The organism is Kribbella sp. NPDC003505 (assembly GCF_040610875.1).
In the GTDB taxonomy this organism is placed as follows: domain Bacteria; phylum Actinomycetota; class Actinomycetes; order Propionibacteriales; family Kribbellaceae; genus Kribbella.
On record NZ_JBEXNA010000003.1, the window covers coordinates 663969 to 682176 of the forward strand.

Here is an 18208-nt window from a genome sequence, read left to right on the forward strand (position 1 = left end):
GCGGGCAAGAGCCGCCGGGTACCTGGGCGTCGCCGGGACGCCAAGAATTCAAGGGTGAAGGCGCGATCCGAGGCATTGGTCCTGCTGGCCGGCAGTGGTACGGCGGACTTCGCGTTCCGGATTGCCCAGGTCGCGCTGCCGTTGGTGATCCTGCGTGAGACCGGGTCCGTCGCGGCGACCGGACTGGTCGCGGGCGCGGCCGGCGTACCCGTGCTGCTGTCGCCGTGGTGGGCAAGGAGGGCGCGGCAGTGGGTCGACTCGGGACCGCGGCTGGCGGTCGTGGCGCTCGTGTCCGCGATTGCGTTGGCGTCGGTTCCCGCGGCCGCCGGATCGGGTATCTTGTCGCCGGAGTGGCTGATCCTGAGCGGGCTGCTGCTCGGGTGCGGCGACGCCTTGTCGAACCCGGGCCGGTCGGCGCTGCTCGCCGACACCGGTGATCGGTGGGGCGACGGCCGGGCGGTCCAGTTGCTGACCTGGCAGGACGGACTACGGCGGTTCGGGATGCTGATCGGTCCGACCGTCGGAGCGCTCGCGATCTCCACCGGCTTGACGAACGGGTTGCTCTGGATCGAAGCCGCAAGCGTCGCCGGCGGCGGACTCCTGGCCTGCGCCGCCCGGTCCGACCGGGCTCCCGAAGGACTGGTGACGCCGTCGATCCGCGGGAGTCTGCGCGGGCGCACCGAGGTCGCCTACGGATGGGTGGTCCGCGGCACCGGATGCGTCACGTGGTTCGCGTTCACGCTCGGACTGTCGGTCGTCGGTGAGGAACGCGGGCAGCCCGGCGTCTACCTGGCCGCGGGCATGACCGGCTACGGCGTGGGGTCGCTCGTCGGGACCGCGGTGTCGCTGGCCGTGGTCCGACGCACCAGGCCGACAGTGGCCGCGTCGCTCGCGTGGGCCTGGAGCGGGTTGTGTTGGGTCGGGATGGGCGTGTGGACGACGCCGCCGGTGGTCGCCGTGATGGGCGCGTTGTCGGGAGTGACCGTGGTGATCGGAATCGCCGCGATCTCCGTCCTCATCACGCGGACGTCCGCCGGCGCCGAACGGCGCGCGTTGCTGTCCGGGCAGAGCGTCGTCGTGAGCGCCGGCAGCGCGGCCGGGATGCTCGTCGGCGGGCCGATCATCGGCGCGGTCGGCGCCGAGCTCGCGCTGATCGGGTCCGGTCTCGTCACCGCGGCCGTCGCCCTGCTAATTCTGGTTCGGTGCCGGACCGCGACGCATGCCCGAGACCACCACGTTGGCCGAGCGGGCTGAGTACCTGAAGCGGAGGTACGAACCCAACGTCTGGGTCCGGCACGACCGTCAGCGCGCGAGCCTTCCGAGCAGCGCCGCGGCCGCGCAGATGCCCGCGACGGCCGCGGCGATGAGGACGGTGAAGTCGAGCAGGTAGTTGGTGGGCTGGCCGATCAGGAGGCCGCGGAGGGCGCTGACCTCGTACGTGAGCGGATTGGCGTGCGAGAGCGCGCGGAGCCAGCCCGGCATGATGGCGACCGGGTAGAGGGCGTTGGACGCGAAGAAGAGCGGCATCGTGATCGCCTGGCCGATGCCCATCAGCCGGTCGCGGCGCAGCACCAGGCCGGCGATCGTCATCGACAGGCACGAGAAGAAGGCGGCCCCGAGCACCACGACCGCGAGCACCGCGAGCAGCTTCAGCGGGTTCCAGGTGAGGCTGACACCGAGCAGCGCCGCGACGACGAGGACGACGATCGCCTGGGAGATCGTCCGGACTCCGGCCGCGAACGCCTTCCCGGCGACCAGCGCCGAGCGCGGCGACGGCGTGACCAGGAGCTTCGTGAGGATCCCGGCGTCGCGCTCCCAGATGATCTGGATCCCGTAGAAGATCGCGACGAACAGCGCCGACTGCGCGATGATGCCGGGCGCCAGGTAGTCGAGGTACGGGACGTCGCCGGTCGGGATCGCCCGGATCCGGCTGAACGTCTGGCCGAAGATGACCAGCCAGAGGACCGGCTGGATCGCGCGGGTGATCAGCTCGGTCCGGTCGTGCCGCAGCTTCTGCAGCTCGACCAGGCAGAACGTCCCGATCCGGGAGAACAGCCGGAGCGCCGCGCGCGGGCGCGAATCAGCCGAGGCGCTGGGCGGTGCGGCGGGTGCCACGGACATCGCGCAGACCTCCCTTCCCGGCGCCGTCGGCACCCTCCAAGCTTTCCCCGGTGTGATGCCGGAACACATCCTCGAGGCTCGCGCCGGGACCGAGCGCCGCCTTCAGCTCTTCCGGCGTACCGACCGCGCGGAGCCGGCCGAGGTGCAGCAGGGCGACCCGGTCGCAGAGGATGTCCGCCTCCTCCATGTAGTGCGTGGTCAGCAGCACGGTCATCCCGTACCGCTCCTGCATCTCCTGCACCCGCGCCCACACCGAGTCCCTGGCCACCGGGTCCAGCCCGACCGTCGGCTCGTCCAGCACGAGCAGCGCGGGCCGGTTCACCAGGGCCTGCGCGAGTTCGAGCCGGCGCACCATCCCGCCGGAGTACGTCGACGCGAGCCGGTCGGCCGGATCGGCGAGATCGACGATCTCCAGGACCTCGGCCACCCGCGCGGCCCGCTCCCGCCGCGGTACGTCGAACAGGCGCGCGAACCAGGAGACGTTCTCGCGGCCGGTGAGCGCGCCCTCGATGGACAGCTGCTGCGGGACGTACCCGAGCATCCGGCGGACCCGCATCGCGTCGGTGCGGACGTCGAGGCCGAAGACCCGGACCGTTCCGGTCTGCGGCGGGTAGAGCGTGTTCAGCACGCGCAGCGTCGTCGTCTTGCCGGCGCCGTTGGGACCGAGCAGGCCGAAGCATTCGCCGGGTGAGACGGTCAGGTCGAGGTCGTCGACGGCGAGCTGGTCGCCGAACCGGTGGCTCAGACCCGCCACCGACACCGCGAGTTCCGCACTCATACGCGCTCCTTCCTGAGCTGCTCCTCGGGATGCAGGCGCTCCGCGAGCCCGGTCAGCACCGGCAGCACGGCGACCAGCGCGTCGCGCTCGTCCGGCGTCAGGTCGTCGAGCACGCCGGACACCAGCGCCGTACGGCGGTCGCGCCAGGCCTCGACCTGTTCCCGGGCCGGCTCGGTGAGCGTCAACCGGGCGACGCGCCGATCGGACGCGTCGGGCGTGCGCTGCAGCAGGCCGCGCTCGGTGAGCTGCCCGACGAGGGTCGACACCGTGTTCGCGACCAGGCCGAGGTCGGCGGCGGCCTCGGCGACCGAGATGCCGGGGTTGCGGCGCACGGTGCGGACCAGCTCGGCCTGCGAATCGGTGAGCGCGGACAACGGGAACGGGCGTCCCGCGGAGCGACGCAGCCGCCGCCGGACGAGCCCGATCGCGGCGATCAGTTCCTCGGCCAGGAGTTCGGTCACGCTGTCCAGAATAGCTCTGGGGCAGAGATATTGCGCCGCGAGAACGGCCCGGACATTCCGGGCCGGTCAGAGGGTCCGCATCACGCGGATGATGCGGCGGCGCAGCCAGACGCGCCGCGATCCGTCCGGGTAGCGCCGGAGCCTGGCCAGCTCCCACCCGCCGTACTCCGCGTGCTCGGTGAGCAGCTTGCGCACCGCACCGCGGGACTCCGTCCTGGACACCTCGAACTGCTGCAGTTCGTATTCGGCCATCCGCACCTCCAGTACTACGCCCTCAGGAAACATCCTCCAGTGCCGCGACGATGGCGGGCGGCAATGTGAGCTCCTCCACACCCAGAACCGACTTCAGTTGCAGTGCCGTCCGGGCCCCGACGATCGCCGCCGACACCCCCGGCCGGTCCCGCACCCAGGTGAGTGCCACCTCGAGCGGGGTCCAGCCGAGCCCGTCGGCGGCTCGTGCGACCGCTTCCACGATGCCCGAAGCCCGGGCGTCGAGATAGGGGTCGACGAATCTGGACAGATGTTGAGACGCCGCGCGGGAGTCCGCCGGGATGCCCGTCCGGTACTTCCCGGTCAGCACACCGCGGCCGAGCGGAGACCAGGCGAGGACCCCGATCCCGAGCCCGGCGGCGGCGCGCAGGGCGTCCACCTCGGCGTCCCGGGCGAGCAACGAGTACTCGACCTGGTTGCTGACCGGCACCGCGCGCCCCGGCCAAGCCTGCTGCCAGGTGACTGCGCGGGCCGACTTCCAGCCGGCGTAGTTCGAGACGCCGACATACCGCACCTTGCCGGAGCTGACGGCGTGGTCGAGCGCCGACAGCGTCTCCTCCAGCGGCACGTCGTCGGACCAGGTGTGCAACTGCCAGAGGTCGATGTGGTCGACCTTCATCCGCCGCAGCGAGCCCTCGAGATCGCGCAGCAGCGCGCCCCGGGAGGTGTCGGTGATCCGCTCGCCCCGGCGGACGCTGAACCCGGCCTTGGTCGCGATCACCAGGTCGTCGCGGTCCACCACGTCGCCGAGCAGCGACCCGATCAGCAGCTCGCTGTCGCCGTCGCCGTACGCCGCCGCGGTGTCGATCAGCGTGCCGCCCGCGGACACGAACGCGGCGAGCTGCTCGCGCGCCTCGTGCTCGTCGGTGTCCCGGCCCCACGACATGGTGCCCAGGCCGAGCCTGCTCACCGCCAGGCCACTGTGACCGAGATAGCGCTGCTGCATGCACCGAGCCTATTGCGAGCCACCGACAACGGCTCGCTAGGCTCGCCAGTCATGCGACTCGGACTGAACATCGGCTTCGTCTACGGCGGCGACGACCATCTGGACCACCTGAGGCTGGTGAAGGAGGCCGAGGCACTCGGATTCTCGGTCACCTGGGCCGCGGAGGCGTACGGCTCGGACGCCGCCACGCTGCTCAGCTGGATCGCCGCCCAGACCACCACGATCGACGTCGGCGCGGCCGTGTTCCAGATCCCGGCCCGGACGCCGGCGATGACCGCGATGACCGCGGCCACCCTCGACCGGCTGTCGAACGGCCGGTTCCGGCTCGGCCTCGGCGTGTCCGGGCCGCAGGTGTCGGAGGGCTGGCACGGCGTCCGGTTTTCTCAGCCTCTGCTCAGGACCCGTGAGTACGTTGACATCGTGAACGCGGCCCTGCGGCGCGAGACGGTCGCGTACGAGGGGAAGTACTTCACCTTGCCGCTGCCCGACGGGCCGGGCAAGGCGCTGAAACTGACCGTGCGGCCGATCCGTGACCACGTGCCGGTGTACCTGGCCGCGGTCGGCCCGAAGAACCTCGAGCTGGCCGGCGAGATCGCCGACGGCTGGCTCGGGATCCTCAACGACCCAGGCTTCCTTGGAGAGCAGTTGGCGCACATCAGGACGGGCCGTGCCGCCCGTCAGAATCGTCAGGACGACCTCGACGGGTTCGACGTCGTGGTCACCACCCCGCTGATGACCGGGGACGACATCCAGGCCGCGGCCGACCCGGTCCGCGGGTACGCCGCGCTGTACGTCGGCGGCATGGGCAGCCGGGAGAAGAACTTCTACAACGCGCTCGCGGTGCGGATGGGGTTCGCCGACGAGGCGAAGGAGATCCAGGACCTGTACCTGGCCAAGAAGCACCGCGAGGCGATGGCCGCCGTACCGTTCGGCTTCCTCGACGCGATCTCACTGCTCGGCGGCAAGGAGCGGATCGCCGAGAAGCTCACGGCGTACGCCGAGGCGGGCGCGACGACCGTCTCGCTGACGCCGTTCGCGCCGACCGTCGAGCAGCGGATCGCCGACCTGCGGACCGCCGCGGAGGCGCTGGAACTGTCCGGAGCCGGCCACTGATGACGATCTGGGACTCCATCATCCTCGGCATCGTCGAGGGGCTGACCGAATTCCTGCCGGTCTCCAGCACCGGGCACCTGACCATCGTCGCGAAGATGCTCGGGCTGAAGATCGACGACCCGTCGATCACCGGGTTCACCGCGGTCATCCAGATCGGCGCGATCGCAGCCGTGGTGCTGTACTTCTGGAAGGACATCCGGCGGATCGCCGTCGCCTGGGTCCGCGGCCTGGTCAAGCCCGAACACCGCGGCGAGTTCGATCACCGGATGGGCTGGTACGTGATCGTCGGCTCCGTGCCGATCGTGATCGTCGGCTTCCTCGCCCGGGACCTCATCTCCGGGCCGCTGCGCAGCCTGTGGTGGGTCGCCGCGGCGCTGATCGGCTGGTCGTTCGTGATCGTCGCGGCGGAGCGCCTGGGCAGCAAGTCCCGGCCGCTGACCCGGATCACGTTCGTCGACGCGCTGGTGATGGGGCTGGTCCAGTGCCTCGCGCTGATCCCGGGCATCTCGCGGTCGGGCGCGACGATCACGGCCGGTCTGTTCCGCGGCCTCGATCGGGTCGCCGCCACCAGGATCTCGTTCCTGCTCGGGATCCCGGCCCTGGTCGGCGCGGGGATCTACGAGCTGAAGGACGCCCTCACCGGCGACGTCGGCGCCGTCCCGCTGCTCGTCGGAACCGTGGTGAGCTTCGTCGTCGCCTACATCTCCATCGCCTGGCTGCTGCGGTTCGTCGCCAAGCACACCATGGAGGTCTTCGCCTTCTACCGCGTCCTGCTCGGCATCGTCCTGATCATCCTCCTGGCCACCAGCACGATCACCGCGACCTAGAACCGATTTCGCTTACGTCCGAACAACGGGAGCGACGTCTCTCCAGTTGTTCGGACGTAACGGGGTGATCGGGGTCAGAGCCAGCCGACCTTGCGGAAGAAGCGGTACATGGTGAAGCAGACGAGGGCCATCAGGAGGAGGACGGCGTAGTAGCCGAAGTGCCAGCGGAGTTCGGGCATGTTGTCGAAGTTCATGCCGTAGATGCCGGCCAGCATCGTCGGTACGGCGGCGATCGCGACCCAGGCGGAGATCTTGCGCATGTCGTCGTTCTGCTGGACCGAGACGCGGGCGAGGTGCGCGTTGAGGGCGGACGTGAGCAGGGTGTCGATCGCCTCGGCCTGGTCGGAGACCCGGCTGAGGTGGTCGGCGACGTCGCGGAAGAACGGGCCGGCCTTCGGGCCGAGTCCGCCGCCGCCGTGCGCGAACTGCTCCATCGGCTCCCGCAGCGGGTCGATCGCGCGGCGCATCTCGAGCACCTCGCGCTTCAGCCGGTAGATCCGCTCCGCGTCGCTGGTGCGCTCGGGGGAGAACACCGAGCTCTCGATCTCGTCGACGTCGATCTCGACCTGCTCGGCGACCCGCTCGTAGTCGTCGACGATCGCGTCCGAGACCGCCCAGAGCACCGCGGCCGGGCCGTGCCCGAGCATCGAAGCCCGCTCCTCGAGCGCGTGCCGGGTGGTGGCCAGTTCCCCGCCTTCCCCGTGCCGCACGGTCACGACGTACCGCGGCCCGACGAAGGCGGTCACCTGGCCGGTCTCGACCGCGTCGCCCTCGTCGACGTACCAGAGGGTCCGCAGGACGACGAGAAGCGTGTCGCCGAACCGCTCGACCTTCGGGCGCTGGTGCAGCTGCAGCGCGTCCTCGACCGCGAGATCGTGCAGGCCGAACAGCCGCTGGACCCGCTCCATCTCGGCGTCCGACGGCTCGTGCAGACCGATCCAGCCGAAGCTGCCGGCGCGGCCGTCGGTGTCCTTGATGGCATCGGCAACGGTCTCGGGGTCCTTGGGCAGGTCCTGCCGTTCCCCCTCGGCGTACACCCCGCAGTCCACGATCACGTGACCATCATGGCACCGCGACTTGTGCGGACGGGATAACGTGCAGTCCATGCCCACCGTGATCCTGGTTCGCCACGGTCGTAGCTCCGCGAACACCTCCGGCACGCTGGCTGGCCGAACGCCCGGCGTGAAGCTGGACGACACCGGCGTCCAGCAGGCCGCGGCGGTCGCGCAGCGGCTCGCCGAGCTGCCGCTGGCCGCGATCGTCACCTCCCCGCTCGAGCGCTGCAAGCAGACCGCGGCCGCGATCGCCAAGCAGCACGACGGGTTGCGTCCGGCAACGGATCGCCGGCTGACCGAGTGCGGGTACGGCGACTGGACCGGACAGAAGATCGCGACGCTGGCGAAGGACCCGCTGTGGGCGGTCGTGCAGCAGCACCCGTCGGCGGTCACGTTCCCGGGCGGCGAGTCGATGCGGGCGATGCAGCAGCGCGCGGTCGACGCTGTCCGCGGGCACGACGCGGAGCTGGCGCAAAGCCACGGTGACAACGCGATCTGGGTCGCGGTCTCGCACGGCGACGTGATCAAGGCGATCGTCGCGGACGCGCTCGGTCAGCACCTGGACACGTTCCAGCGGATCGTCGTGGACACCGCGTCGACGACGATCATCACCTACACCAAGACCCGCCCGTTCCTGGTCCGGCTGAACGACTCCGGCAGCGAACTGGCCTCGCTGGTCCCTAAGCCGTCAGCGAAAGGCAAGCCCAAGAAGCAGTCCTCGGACGCCGTGGTCGGTGGACGGTAATAGGGTCTGGGTATGGCGCGAGTTGTGCACTCCTACGACGACCCCGAGCGGTTCGTCGCCGGCACCGTGGGCGAACCCGGTGCGAGGACGTTCTTCCTGCAGGCCCGGGCCGGGCACCGGCTCACCTCGGTGGCGTGCGAGAAGGAACAGGTGATGGCCCTCGCCGAGCGGCTGGACGTGATGCTGGACGAGGTCGCGCGGCGGTTCGACCGCGACCCGGTCACGCAGACCGCGGTCGACGACACCGCGCCGCTCGAGCAGCCGATCGAGGAGGAGTTCCGGGCCGGCACCATGACGCTGGCCTGGGAGGCCGACGCCGAGCGGGTCGTGATCGAGGTCTTCGCGGTGGTCACCGGCGACCAGGCGGACCTGGAGGAGACGGACCCGGTGGCCGCGGCGATGGAGTCCGAGGACGCCGAGGTGTTCATCGTCCGGATCACCGAGGAGCAGGCCCGGGCGTTCGCCCGCCGGGCCGTCGCGCTGGTCGCGTCCGGGCGGCCGAGCTGCCCGTTCTGCGGGCGGCCGATCGACGCCGACGGGCACATCTGCCCGCGGGCCAACGGCTACCGCAGGCACCTGCCGGAATGACGCCACGATGACCGCCGCTCCGGAGCTGCTCGCCCTCGGCGAGCTGTCGTTGCACGGCCGCCTGGTCGCGGCCTCGAACGGCACCTACCAGGGCTCGGTCAGCCTGGCCGGCGACACCGCCACGGTGGTCTACAAGCCGGTCGAGGGGGAGCGGCCGCTGTGGGACTTCCCGGACGGCACGCTCGCCCAGCGCGAGTTCGCGGCGTACGTCGTGTCCGAGGCGCTCGGCTGGTCGATCGTGCCGCCGACGCTGCTGCGCGACGGGCCGCTCGGCGAAGGCATGGTCCAGCTGTGGATCGACGAGGCCGAGCTCGGTGCGGGCGAGACCGAGCTGGTGGACATCGTGCCGCAGGGCCGCGTTCCCGACGGCTGGGTGGGTGTCCTGGACGCGCTCGACGGCCGCCACAACCCGGTCACGCTCGTGCACGCCGACACCGACGCGCTGCGGCGGATGGCGGTGTTCGATGCCGTGGTCAACAATGCCGACCGCAAGGGCGGTCACGTGCTGAACCCGGGCGACGGGCGCGTGTTCGGCGTGGACCACGGCGTCACGTTCAACGCCGACGACAAGCTCCGTACGGTTCTGTGGGGCTGGGCCGGCGAGCCGATCCCGGCGGACCTGCTGGACGACGTCCGGCGGCTCGCGGATCAGCTGGCCGGCGGGCTCGGGCAGCAACTGTGCGAGCTCGTCACCGCCGTCGAGCTGACCGCGACCCGGGAACGCTGCTCGGCCCTGCTCAAGACCGGAACCTTCCCGTACCCGAGCGAGGACTGGCCCGCGATCCCCTGGCCGGCCTTCTAGGACCTAGGCCCTAGGTCTGGGGCCGCGGCTGCACGCTGATGTTGCCGATCCGGCCGAGGTCGTCGAACTCGACCACGACCGGCCCGCCGTCCGGCGCCGTACCGCGGATCGCGTCGGCGCTCTCGTCGTACCGCAGGCCGAAGTGCTGCAGGTAGCCGCGGACGACCTGGCGGTGGTCGGCGGGGAAGATGCTGGCCGCGGTCATCAGCAGCCGCGGCGTGGCGATCGCGTCGAAGCCGGCCAGCGGCAGCTGCTCGTCGGCGACGTGCAGGTACACGTGCCCGCGACCCTCGTTGATCGCCGTCGACCAGACGCCGCGGCCGCCGAGCACCGATCCGGCGGCGATCGCCAGCGTGATCGCCGCCTGTGCGGGCTGCTCGAATCCGCCGAGGTCCGGGTTGTCGGTGGTGAACTCGGCGATCCCGTGCCGCTCGCCGAACTCGCGGATCGCGAGCGTCGGCGCGACCGCGGACGCGTCCGGGCCGAACCCCGGGTTCGCCCAGCCCCACAGCCAGGTCCGGTCGAGCTCCGAGAAGCTCCCGAGCAGGGAGATCCCGCCCAGTACGCCGCGCTCGCTGCTGAGCGTGCGTGCGTCCAGGTCGGCCTCCAGCGAGTCCGGTCCGACCACGTCGTTGAACAGGTCCTGCTGCTGGATCGCGGCGGCGGCGATCCAGCCGCCGTACGCCTGGAGTTCGGGACTGAAGTCTGCACTCATCGTTCGGCGAGATTAGCGGCCGCCGGGGTGCACGTCGCCGTCCGGACCACGGAATGGAACCGTGTCGCGTCATTGAAAATCGGACTGGCATAAGCTCCGACACATGCAGGCGTGGACGAAACCAGACATCCCGGTCGTACCGGGCCCGGCCCGGCGGCTACGCCTCTACGACACCGCGTCGCGCGGCCTGGTCGAGGTCCCGCCGGGCGACGGCGGGACGGCCCGGATGTACGTGTGCGGCATCACGCCGTACGACGCGACGCACATGGGCCACGCGGCGACGTACGTCACCTTCGACCTGATCAACCGCCTGTGGCGCGACGCCGGGTACGACGTGTCGTACACGCAGAACATCACCGACGTCGACGACCCGCTGCTGGAGCGCGCGACCGCGACCGGCGTCGAGTGGACCGACCTCGCCGCGCAGGAGATCCAGCTGTTCCGCGACGACATGACCGCGCTGCGGGTGATCCCGCCGCAGCACTACATCGGCGTTGTCGAGTCGATCGACCTGGTCGCGAGCGCGGTCGAGGACCTGCGCCGCGCGGACGCGGTCTACTCCGTCGACGGCGACCTGTACTTCGCGGTGAAGGCGGATCCGGCGTTCGGCGCTGTGTCGAACTACGACCGCGAGACGATGCGCGAGCTGTTCGCGGAGCGCGGCGGCGACCCGGACCGCGAGGGCAAGCAGGACCCGCTCGACAGCCTGCTGTGGCGGCACGAGCGGCCGGGGGAGCCGGCGTGGGACTCCGCCCTCGGTCGCGGCCGGCCGGGGTGGCACGTCGAGTGCTCGGCGATCGCGCTGAAGTACCTCGGCATGACGTTCGACGTCCAGGGCGGTGGGTCGGACCTGATCTTCCCGCACCACGAGATGTCCGCGAGCGGGGCGCAGGTCGCGACGCGGGAGTACCCGTTCGCGCGGGCCTACGTGCACCAGGCGATGGTCGGGCTGGACGGCGAGAAGATGTCGAAGTCCAAGGGCAATCTGGTGCTGGTGTCGAAGGAGCGGCTCGCGGGGGCGGACCCGATGGCGATCCGGCTCGCGCTGCTGACGCATCACTACCGCACGGACTGGTTCTGGACGGCGTCGGACCTGACCGATGCGCAGGCACGGCTCGACGTGTGGCGTGGGGCTGTCGGGCGCGGTTCCGGCCCGGACGGCGCGGCTGCGGTCGACGCCGTACGGGCGGCGCTGACCAACGACTTGGACACCGCCGGTGCGTTGGCAGCTGTCGACGCATGGGCCGAGAGCGAGGGCGAGGACCATGAGGCCCCCGCCCTCATCGCTCAGGCCTGTGACGCCTTGCTGGGCGTGAAGCTCTAGCCAGGGGCTTCGGTCAGCCGGTGACCGGGTGGTGGGTCTTGACCGGGGTCGGGACGGGCGCCGCCGGCGGCGTGTCGACCTGGGCGGGGGCCTCGACCGGCGGGCTCGGCTTCGGCGTGGGCTTGGGCTTCGCGGCGGGCTTGGCGCAGGTGGCCGAGGCGAGCGTGATGACCTCGGTCCCGCCGCCGAGGTCGATGCTCAGGCCCGTCACCGTGAACGCGCCGTCGGAGTGCTTGCCCTGACTGTTGACCTTGATGGTCGCCAGCGGGTTCGACGGCAGCGACGCGCCCTGCTTGGTGCTCGGCGCCTTGATCGTCCGGCCGAGCAGCGTCAGCGAGCCGATGTCGACGCCGCCGGTGTCACCCGAGCACCAGACGTTCAGCGAGTCGATGCCGAGCAGCGACTTCGGCGGGTTCAGCAGCAGGTTGCACAGGTCCGGCAGGTTCTTGACCGGCAGGTCCTTGGTGCTCAGCTGCGGCAGCGGCAGGCCGAGGTCGGGCAGCGCGATGTCCGGGATCGGCAGGTTGTCGGCGCCGGTCGTCGGTAGCGAAGTGCACTGGTTCTTCAGCTCCGCCGGGATCGTCACCTGGCTGAGGATGTCCGGGCCGACGACGATGTCGAACAGCTCGACCGAGGCCGAGTCGTTGCCCGCGGTCGCCGTGCCGGCCCGGACCGAGAGCAGCGGGTTCTTCGGGAGCTCGAGCGCGGACGTCGTGTGCCGCTTGCCGTCGAGCGACTCGGCGTACGGCGTCTTCGGGATCGGCACCTGGCCTTCGGCGCTCACGGCGTACGCCGAGGACGGGCGGGCCGCGGCGTTGCCGACGGGGGCGCTCGCGACCAGGCTGAACGTCACGACGCCCGCCACGGCCGCGGCCGTCAGCACGGTCGGCGTCAGACGCCTCCTCGATGGTCGTCGCATCGGATCTCCTCTATTTGCTGTCGATCAGGACGAGCGTCCCGAGCGGAACCTTCTGCAGGTGGGCGAGCGCGGTCCGCGGCACCCGGACGCAGCCGGCGCTGATCGCCGCTCCGAACACGTGCGGATTCGGCCAGCCGTGGATCGCGACCGTACCAGGCCCGCCACCGAACGTGTCCAAGGTGGGACTGTGCGCACCCAGCGGCAGCACGATCGGCGAAGCGGAGCGTTTGTGGTCGATGATCGAGCCGAGCAGGAACGTCCGGCCGGGCGGGGTCGGCGTCTTCTGCGCGCCGACCCCGGCCTTCCAGCTGCCGAGGCTCTTGGTGTTCAGGAACAGCTCCAGCGTCCGCGAGCTGGTGTGCACGCGGATCAGGTACGGCGAGGTGGCGCGGTCGAGGTCCTCGTCCCGGAGCCAGCCGGTGGACCGGTTCGGCTTGGAGGGGAGCAGGACGCGGACCCAGCCGTCGGTCTGCTCCACCACGGGCAGCCAGGTCGGCCCGAACTGGGTCGGGCCGATCTTGCCGAACGCGTCGGGGGCGTCGGGGTCCGGGGCGCTGTAGAGCGCGGCCTCGGTCCGCGGGTGCACGACCAGACCGCTGGTGACGGCATACGGCTCGCCGTCCAGGGGTGCGGTGGTGATGGTCGTGGCGGTCGTCGAGGCGGTCAGCGCGGTGAGGTCGACCGTCTCGTGCTTCTTGTTGCCGAGGATGCCGACCGTGGCGACCACGCCGAGGAGCACGAGCACGGCCAGCGCCGGGACCGAGCTACCGCCCCGCTCGTCGCGCCTGCGCATGTCGTTGCTCCCCGTGCTTGCGGTGACGGCGGACCGTCACCCCCCAGTTGTCCGGTCGAGAATAAACCCGTTGGTAACAACGGTCCACACCCCGCGGTGGTTACGCCGCCGCGTAGTGCGCGGCGATGTCCTCGCTGGTGGTCATCCAGACGTCCGGCTGCGCGGCGATGTACCGGAGCGCGAGGTCCAGGTACTTCGCCCGGAACGGCTGCCCGATGACGAACGGGTGCAGCGCGAGCGCCATCACCCGCCCGCTGTCCGCGGACTCGTCGCGCAGGACGTCGTACTGGTCCTTCACCATCTGCAGGAAGTCCGGGCCGCTGAGGCCGCGGAGGAACAGGCCGAGGTCGTTGAGCTCCACGGTGTACGGGACGCTGAGCATGCCGGGGACGGTGAGCCGGTACGGCTGGTCGTCGTTGGTCCAGTCGAGGACGTACTGGTAGCCCAACTCGGACAGCAGTTGCGGCGTGTTGTGCGTCTCGGTCAGGGCGGGTCCCATCCAGCCTTTGGGGCGTTTGCCGGTCGCGGTCTCGATGGTGTCGGTGATCTGGGTGAGGACGCGCCGCTCCTCGTCGGGCTCGTACCCGGTGTGCAGGACCGAGTTGGTGCGGCCGTGGGCGAGCCAGGCCCAGTCGCGTTCGACGCCGGCCTTGACGATCTGCGGATTGTGCTCCGCGACGTCGGAGTTGAGCAGGGCGCTCGCGCGGACGCCGTACCGGTCGAGGATGTCGATGGTGCGCCAGATCCCGACCCGGGCGCCGTACTCCCGCCAGCCGTGGTTGAGCGGATCGGGATCGAGGTCGAGCGGCCAGATGCTCGTGGACGGCTTACCGGGGAGGAAGTGCTCGATGTTGAGGCCGACGTAGAACGCGACGCGCTTGCCGTCGGGCCAGGTCAGGCGGGGCCGGGAGGGGAGCGGGCTGTAGTCGTAAAGGGAGTCGTAGAGCGTCATACCGGGACGGTAGAGTCTGACATCAGTGTCAGGTTCAAGTCCCGGAGGTGGCCGTGCGGATCGGGGAGCTGGCCGATCGGACCGGGGTGAGCGTGCGGTCGCTGCGGTACTACGAGGCGCAGGGGCTGCTGGTCTCGGAGCGGACGGCGGGCGGACAGCGTGAGTACGCCGAGCGCGCCGTCGACCGGGTGATCCTGATCCAGGAGCTGTTCGCGGCCGGGCTGCACAGCAAGAAGATCGCGCAGCTGCTGCCGTGCATGCGCGACCCCGACGGCGGCCCGAACGAGCGGGCCACGCCGGAGCTGGTCGTCGAGCTGACCGCCGAGCGGGATCGCATCGACCGGATGATCGCCGACCTGGCCACGTCCAGGGCCGTGCTCGACGACGTGATCGCCACCGCGGCCCGGGAACTCTAGGTCTACTCGCCCGGCCGGTTCTTGTTGCGGCGCTTCAGGTAGCGCTCGAACTCGGCGGCGATGGCTTCGCCGGTCGCCTCCGGGAGGTCGGCGGTGTCGCGCTGCTCCTCGAGCGAGTGGACGTACTCCGCGACCTCGGGGTCCTCCTCGCTGAGCTCGTCCGCGCCGCGCTGCCAAGCCCGCGCGAGCTCGGGCAGCTCACCTTCGGGGATGGCCAGGTCGAGGAGCTCCTCGATCTTGCTAAGCAGCGCCAGCGACGCCTTCGGGCACGGCGTCCCCGCGATGTAGTGCGGGATCGCGGACCAGATCGACACCGCCGGGACGCCGAGCGTCGTACACAGGTCGGCGAACACGCCGGTGATCCCGGTCGGGCCTTCGTACGTCGACGGCTCCAGGCTCCAGGCCGCGTTCAGCTCCTCGTCGGACGAGGTCGCCGAGACCGGGATCGGCCGGGTGTGCGGGGAGTCGGCGAGCAGGGCGCCGAGCACGACGACGAGCTGCGCGTTCGAGTCGTCGACGATCTCCAGCAGCTCCCGGGAGAACGCCCGCCAGCGCATGTTCGGCTCGACGCCGCGAATCAGCAGCACGTCGCGGCCGGTGTCCTCCGGACGGGCCAGGTAGATCCGGGTGGTCGGCCAGGTGAGCTGCCGGCTGCCGTCCTCGTCGATGCTGACCCGGGGCCGGTTCACCTGGTAGTCGTAGTAGTCCTCGGGGTCGATCGCCGTGACCAGCTCCGCGTCCCACTCGTCGATCAGGTGGTCGACCGCTCCGGTGGCCGCCTCGGCCGCGTCGTTCCAGCCCTCGAACGCGGCGATCACGACCGGGTCCCTCAGGTTCGCGAGGTCAACCACTCGCAGGCCCCCTGTCGTCTCTGTAGCCAATCGGACTGCCAGCCTACGTGCTCGGCCGCTCCGGTGTGCCCGGTTTCACCCCAGGCGGAACGTGTCGTGCCCGACCAGGGAGAATGGAGGAGACCTGATCGTGGAGACGACGTAGAGGAGCGGTAGTTGCCGGCCCTGCAAGCGGTGCTGTGGGACATGGACGGGACGTTGGTCGACTCCGAGAAGGTCTGGGCGGAGGTGCAGCTCGAGCTGCTGGCCGGGCTCGGCGCGACCTGGACGATCGAGGACTGCATGACCTTGATCGGCAGCGACCTGCGGGACGCCGTGCAGGTGTGGATGGCGCGGATCCCGGAAGGGGTGATCACCGCCGGGGAGCTGGCCGACCGGATGTTCTCGGAGGTGGTCGAGGCGCTCCGCCGGGAGGTCAGCTTCCAGCCGGGGGCCCTGGAGTTGCTGCAGGCGCTGCGCAAGGAAGAGGTGCCGTGCGCGCTCGTTTCGGCGTCGTACCGGAGCATGATCGACGCGGTCCTCGGCCACCTGCCGCCGGACCCGTTCGACGTGATCGTCGCGGGTGACGAGGTGACGCTGGGCAAGCCGCACCCGGAGCCGTACCTGACCGGCGCCGCCAGGCTCGGCGTGGACCCGGCGAACTGCGTGGTCATCGAGGACTCGATGACCGGCACGCAGGCCGGGACGGCGGCCGGCATGTACGTGGTCGCCGTACCGCAGTGGGTGACGATTCCGGACGCGCCGCGCCGGCTGGTGGTCAAGTCGCTGGAGCCGCTGACTCCGGAATCCTTGCGAGCGCTGCTCCGTTGACCAGCTAACGTCACTTGAGCCCATCGGGGGCGTTGTTTCGGGTAACGGGCTGGGGAAAGGTGAGACGGTGAGCGAGTGGGTGCGCCGAGTGTCGGCGGCCGTGGCAGTGGGTGCCCTCGGGGTGTCCCTTGCTGCCTGCGGTGAGCCGGACGACAACGCCCCGCACCCGGGGGAGCCGACCCCGAAGCTGATGCTGCTCCGGCTCGCGACCACCGACACGATCGCGTCCCTGGACCCGGCGGGCCGGTACGACGTCGGCTCGCGAACGGTCCAGGCGAACCTGTACCAGACACTGCTGACCATCCTGCCGGACAAGCCGACCCCGGTCCCGGACGCCGCCGACTGCCAGTTCGACTCGCCGACGACGTACACGTGCAGCCTGAAGGAGCACCTGACCTTCCCGAACGGCCACGAGCTGACGTCGTCGGACGTGAAGTTCAGCTTCGACCGGCTGGTCCGGCTGAGGACGCCCGGGGGAGCGGCCGCGCTGTTCTCCTCGGTGAAGTCGGTGAGTACGCCGGACGAGCTGACCGCGGTCTTCAACCTGACGTCCCCGGACGCCCGCCTGCCGTACCTGCTGACCACCACCGCCGCGTCGATCGTGGACGAGGAGACCTACCCGGCGAACAAGCTGCTCGACACCAAGGCGATGGGCAGCGGACCGTACCAGCTGTCGAAGTACGCGCCGGGCACCGAGGTCACGCTGACGAAGTTCGCCGGCTACCGCGGACCGCGGGCGGCGCAGAACGACGGCGTCACGATCAGCCTGCTGAAGGACTCGAACGCGCTGTACCAGGCGGTGACCACCGGGAAGACGGACCTCGCGTTCCACGGTTTCGGCCCCGGCCTGCTGGACAAGCTGCGCAAGTCCGACCAGGTGCAGATCGCGGACAAGGGCTCGGCGGAGATCCGGCTGTACGCGTTCCAGATGAAGTCGCTGGTGGCCCGCAAGCCGGCGGTCCGGCGGGCGGTCGCGCAGCTGGTCGACCGCCAGGCGATCGCGAAGAAGGTGTACGGCGATCACGTGTCGCCGCTGTACTCGGTGGTGCCGCCGGGTTACGGCGGGCAGGCCGACGCGTTCAGGACGCAGTACAAGCAGCCGAACAAGGCGGCCGCCGCGACGATCCTCAGAGAGGCGAACATCGCGGCGCCGGTGCCGCTGACCGTCGGCTGGACGCCGTCGCAGTACGGCGTCGGCGCGAAGGCGGAGGTGCTCGAGCTGAAGCGGCAGCTCGAGGCGTCGGGGCTGTTCCGGGTGACGTTGCGCGGTGCAGAGTGGCCGCAGTACCAGCAGGCGACGAAGGCCGGGGCGTACGACCTGTACCAGACCGGGTGGACCCCGGCCTACCCGGACGCGGACGACTACCTGGCGCCGTTCGTCACCGACGTTCCGTTGCAGAACGGCTACCGTTCGGCGGCGGCCACGAAGCTGCTGCAGCAGGAACGCACCGAACAGAACGGACTGAAGCGCGACGATCTGATCGGGCAGCTACAAGGAGTGATCGCGCAGGACGCGCCGGTGATCCCGAGCTGGCAGGGGCGCGTCACGGTGGTCGCCGGCAAGGGCGTGGAGAACCTCACAAAGGCTGTCGATCCGTTGTCGTTCCTGTATCTCTCCGGTCTCCGGAAGTGACACAAAAATGCCATGGCAGTAACGGTTCGCGAGGTCCTGGCGACCGTGGGTGCGACGCCGTGGTTTACTGCGGAAAGTCCACGATACGG

21 protein-coding genes are annotated in these 18208 nt (G+C 70.5%); 10 read left to right on the top strand and 11 right to left on the bottom strand.

What is annotated here, in order from left to right; genetic code table 11:
* The first annotated feature begins 54 nt into the window (after nucleotides 1-54).
* Entirely contained in the window at nucleotides 55-1254 is a 1200-nt protein-coding gene (locus ABZX12_RS12145) for an MFS transporter (RefSeq protein ID WP_355692385.1), read from the top strand.
* A gap of 48 nt (nucleotides 1255-1302) precedes the next feature.
* Here ABZX12_RS12145 and ABZX12_RS12150 read toward each other — a convergent pair whose 3' ends face one another.
* From ABZX12_RS12150 to ABZX12_RS12170, 5 genes are all read right to left on the bottom strand, one after another.
* On the bottom strand, nucleotides 1303-2121 hold the full coding sequence (locus ABZX12_RS12150) for an ABC transporter permease (protein WP_355692387.1): 819 nt from the start codon (nucleotides 2119-2121) through the stop codon (nucleotides 1303-1305).
* The gene (locus ABZX12_RS12155) at nucleotides 2081-2899 is read right to left on the bottom strand and encodes an ATP-binding cassette domain-containing protein (protein ID WP_355692389.1); all 819 of its coding nucleotides are present in this window, start codon (nucleotides 2897-2899) and stop codon (nucleotides 2081-2083) included. Before ABZX12_RS12155 ends, ABZX12_RS12150 begins: the two co-directional genes overlap by 41 nt.
* Nucleotides 2896-3360, bottom strand: coding sequence for a MarR family transcriptional regulator (locus ABZX12_RS12160; RefSeq protein WP_355692391.1), 465 nt, complete (start codon nucleotides 3358-3360; stop codon nucleotides 2896-2898). Before ABZX12_RS12160 ends, ABZX12_RS12155 begins: the two co-directional genes overlap by 4 nt.
* A gap of 66 nt (nucleotides 3361-3426) precedes the next feature.
* Nucleotides 3427-3612: a DUF5703 family protein gene (locus ABZX12_RS12165; protein ID WP_130385444.1), complete on the bottom strand. Its 186-nt coding sequence runs from the start codon at nucleotides 3610-3612 to the stop codon at nucleotides 3427-3429.
* A gap of 22 nt (nucleotides 3613-3634) precedes the next feature.
* Complete coding sequence (locus ABZX12_RS12170) at nucleotides 3635-4576, bottom strand: aldo/keto reductase (protein ID WP_355480620.1); 942 nt, start codon at nucleotides 4574-4576, stop codon at nucleotides 3635-3637.
* 51 nt (nucleotides 4577-4627) lie between these two features.
* Here ABZX12_RS12170 and ABZX12_RS12175 point away from each other — a divergent pair, with 51 nt between their 5' ends.
* Entirely contained in the window at nucleotides 4628-5689 is a 1062-nt protein-coding gene (locus tag ABZX12_RS12175; protein WP_355692393.1) for an LLM class F420-dependent oxidoreductase, read from the top strand.
* On the top strand, nucleotides 5689-6516 hold the full coding sequence (locus ABZX12_RS12180) for an undecaprenyl-diphosphate phosphatase (protein ID WP_355692394.1): 828 nt from the start codon (nucleotides 5689-5691) through the stop codon (nucleotides 6514-6516). The genes ABZX12_RS12175 and ABZX12_RS12180 overlap by 1 nt, the downstream gene beginning before the upstream one ends.
* A 74-nt stretch (nucleotides 6517-6590) precedes the next feature.
* On the opposite strand, the gene ABZX12_RS12185 is transcribed toward ABZX12_RS12180, so the two are convergent.
* Nucleotides 6591-7571, bottom strand: a complete 981-nt coding sequence (locus ABZX12_RS12185) for a magnesium and cobalt transport protein CorA (protein WP_355692395.1) — start codon at nucleotides 7569-7571, stop codon at nucleotides 6591-6593.
* Between the two features lie 49 nt (nucleotides 7572-7620).
* On the opposite strand from ABZX12_RS12185, the gene ABZX12_RS12190 reads away from it, so the two are divergent.
* From ABZX12_RS12190 to ABZX12_RS12200, 3 genes are read left to right on the top strand one after another with little or no spacing between them, the layout of a single operon-like run.
* Nucleotides 7621-8316: a histidine phosphatase family protein gene (locus ABZX12_RS12190; RefSeq protein ID WP_355692397.1), complete on the top strand. Its 696-nt coding sequence runs from the start codon at nucleotides 7621-7623 to the stop codon at nucleotides 8314-8316.
* A 12-nt stretch (nucleotides 8317-8328) separates the two neighbouring features.
* The gene (locus tag ABZX12_RS12195) at nucleotides 8329-8904 is read left to right on the top strand and encodes a DUF3090 domain-containing protein (protein ID WP_355692398.1); all 576 of its coding nucleotides are present in this window, start codon (nucleotides 8329-8331) and stop codon (nucleotides 8902-8904) included.
* Between the two features lie 7 nt (nucleotides 8905-8911).
* On the top strand, nucleotides 8912-9706 hold the full coding sequence (locus ABZX12_RS12200) for an SCO1664 family protein (protein ID WP_355692400.1): 795 nt from the start codon (nucleotides 8912-8914) through the stop codon (nucleotides 9704-9706).
* Between the two features lie 10 nt (nucleotides 9707-9716).
* Here the strand turns inward: ABZX12_RS12200 and ABZX12_RS12205 are convergent, their stop codons facing one another.
* On the bottom strand, nucleotides 9717-10421 hold the full coding sequence (locus tag ABZX12_RS12205) for a DUF6882 domain-containing protein (RefSeq protein WP_355692402.1): 705 nt from the start codon (nucleotides 10419-10421) through the stop codon (nucleotides 9717-9719).
* 103 nt (nucleotides 10422-10524) lie between these two features.
* Between ABZX12_RS12205 and mshC the strand changes: the two genes are divergently transcribed.
* A complete protein-coding gene (mshC, locus tag ABZX12_RS12210; protein WP_355692404.1) occupies nucleotides 10525-11745 on the top strand; it encodes a cysteine--1-D-myo-inosityl 2-amino-2-deoxy-alpha-D-glucopyranoside ligase in 1221 nt (406 codons plus the stop codon).
* Nucleotides 11746-11758: 13 nt separating this feature from the next.
* Here mshC and ABZX12_RS12215 read toward each other — a convergent pair whose 3' ends face one another.
* The 3 genes from ABZX12_RS12215 to ABZX12_RS12225 all read right to left on the bottom strand — a co-directional run bounded on the left by ABZX12_RS12215 (nucleotide 11759) and on the right by ABZX12_RS12225 (nucleotide 14409).
* Entirely contained in the window at nucleotides 11759-12664 is a 906-nt protein-coding gene (locus ABZX12_RS12215) for a hypothetical protein (RefSeq protein ID WP_355692406.1), read from the bottom strand.
* A 10-nt stretch (nucleotides 12665-12674) separates the two neighbouring features.
* Entirely contained in the window at nucleotides 12675-13457 is a 783-nt protein-coding gene (locus ABZX12_RS12220; RefSeq protein WP_355692408.1) for a L,D-transpeptidase, read from the bottom strand.
* Between the two features lie 100 nt (nucleotides 13458-13557).
* The gene (locus ABZX12_RS12225) at nucleotides 13558-14409 is read right to left on the bottom strand and encodes a polysaccharide deacetylase family protein (RefSeq protein WP_355692410.1); all 852 of its coding nucleotides are present in this window, start codon (nucleotides 14407-14409) and stop codon (nucleotides 13558-13560) included.
* Between the two features lie 53 nt (nucleotides 14410-14462).
* On the opposite strand from ABZX12_RS12225, the gene ABZX12_RS12230 reads away from it, so the two are divergent.
* Entirely contained in the window at nucleotides 14463-14825 is a 363-nt protein-coding gene (locus ABZX12_RS12230; protein WP_355692412.1) for a MerR family transcriptional regulator, read from the top strand.
* 2 nt (nucleotides 14826-14827) lie between these two features.
* Here ABZX12_RS12230 and ABZX12_RS12235 read toward each other — a convergent pair whose 3' ends face one another.
* On the bottom strand, nucleotides 14828-15676 hold the full coding sequence (locus ABZX12_RS12235; protein ID WP_355692414.1) for a PAC2 family protein: 849 nt from the start codon (nucleotides 15674-15676) through the stop codon (nucleotides 14828-14830).
* A 156-nt stretch (nucleotides 15677-15832) separates the two neighbouring features.
* Between ABZX12_RS12235 and ABZX12_RS12240 the strand changes: the two genes are divergently transcribed.
* Nucleotides 15833-16486: an HAD family phosphatase gene (locus ABZX12_RS12240; RefSeq protein ID WP_355692415.1), complete on the top strand. Its 654-nt coding sequence runs from the start codon at nucleotides 15833-15835 to the stop codon at nucleotides 16484-16486.
* A gap of 67 nt (nucleotides 16487-16553) precedes the next feature.
* The gene (locus ABZX12_RS12245; protein WP_355692417.1) at nucleotides 16554-18119 is read left to right on the top strand and encodes an ABC transporter substrate-binding protein; all 1566 of its coding nucleotides are present in this window, start codon (nucleotides 16554-16556) and stop codon (nucleotides 18117-18119) included.
* Nucleotides 18120-18208 lie beyond the last annotated feature (89 nt).

Excerpts from the sequence above, each read along its gene's own strand:
- ABZX12_RS12150 (WP_355692387.1), bottom strand. The coding sequence starts at position 2,121 with ATGTCCGTGGCACCCGCCGCACCGCCCAGCGCCTCGGCTGATTCGCGC.
- ABZX12_RS12155 (WP_355692389.1), bottom strand. The coding sequence starts at position 2,899 with ATGAGTGCGGAACTCGCGGTGTCGGTGGCGGGTCTGAGCCACCGGTTC.
- ABZX12_RS12165 (WP_130385444.1), bottom strand. The coding sequence starts at position 3,612 with ATGGCCGAATACGAACTGCAGCAGTTCGAGGTGTCCAGGACGGAGTCC.
- ABZX12_RS12170 (WP_355480620.1), bottom strand. The coding sequence starts at position 4,576 with ATGCAGCAGCGCTATCTCGGTCACAGTGGCCTGGCGGTGAGCAGGCTC.
- ABZX12_RS12175 (WP_355692393.1), top strand. The coding sequence starts at position 4,628 with ATGCGACTCGGACTGAACATCGGCTTCGTCTACGGCGGCGACGACCAT.
- ABZX12_RS12180 (WP_355692394.1), top strand. The coding sequence starts at position 5,689 with ATGACGATCTGGGACTCCATCATCCTCGGCATCGTCGAGGGGCTGACC.
- ABZX12_RS12190 (WP_355692397.1), top strand. The coding sequence starts at position 7,621 with ATGCCCACCGTGATCCTGGTTCGCCACGGTCGTAGCTCCGCGAACACC.
- ABZX12_RS12195 (WP_355692398.1), top strand. The coding sequence starts at position 8,329 with ATGGCGCGAGTTGTGCACTCCTACGACGACCCCGAGCGGTTCGTCGCC.
- ABZX12_RS12200 (WP_355692400.1), top strand. The coding sequence starts at position 8,912 with ATGACCGCCGCTCCGGAGCTGCTCGCCCTCGGCGAGCTGTCGTTGCAC.
- ABZX12_RS12205 (WP_355692402.1), bottom strand. The coding sequence starts at position 10,421 with ATGAGTGCAGACTTCAGTCCCGAACTCCAGGCGTACGGCGGCTGGATC.
- mshC (WP_355692404.1), top strand. The coding sequence starts at position 10,525 with ATGCAGGCGTGGACGAAACCAGACATCCCGGTCGTACCGGGCCCGGCC.
- ABZX12_RS12215 (WP_355692406.1), bottom strand. The coding sequence starts at position 12,664 with ATGCGACGACCATCGAGGAGGCGTCTGACGCCGACCGTGCTGACGGCC.
- ABZX12_RS12220 (WP_355692408.1), bottom strand. The coding sequence starts at position 13,457 with ATGCGCAGGCGCGACGAGCGGGGCGGTAGCTCGGTCCCGGCGCTGGCC.
- ABZX12_RS12225 (WP_355692410.1), bottom strand. The coding sequence starts at position 14,409 with ATGACGCTCTACGACTCCCTTTACGACTACAGCCCGCTCCCCTCCCGG.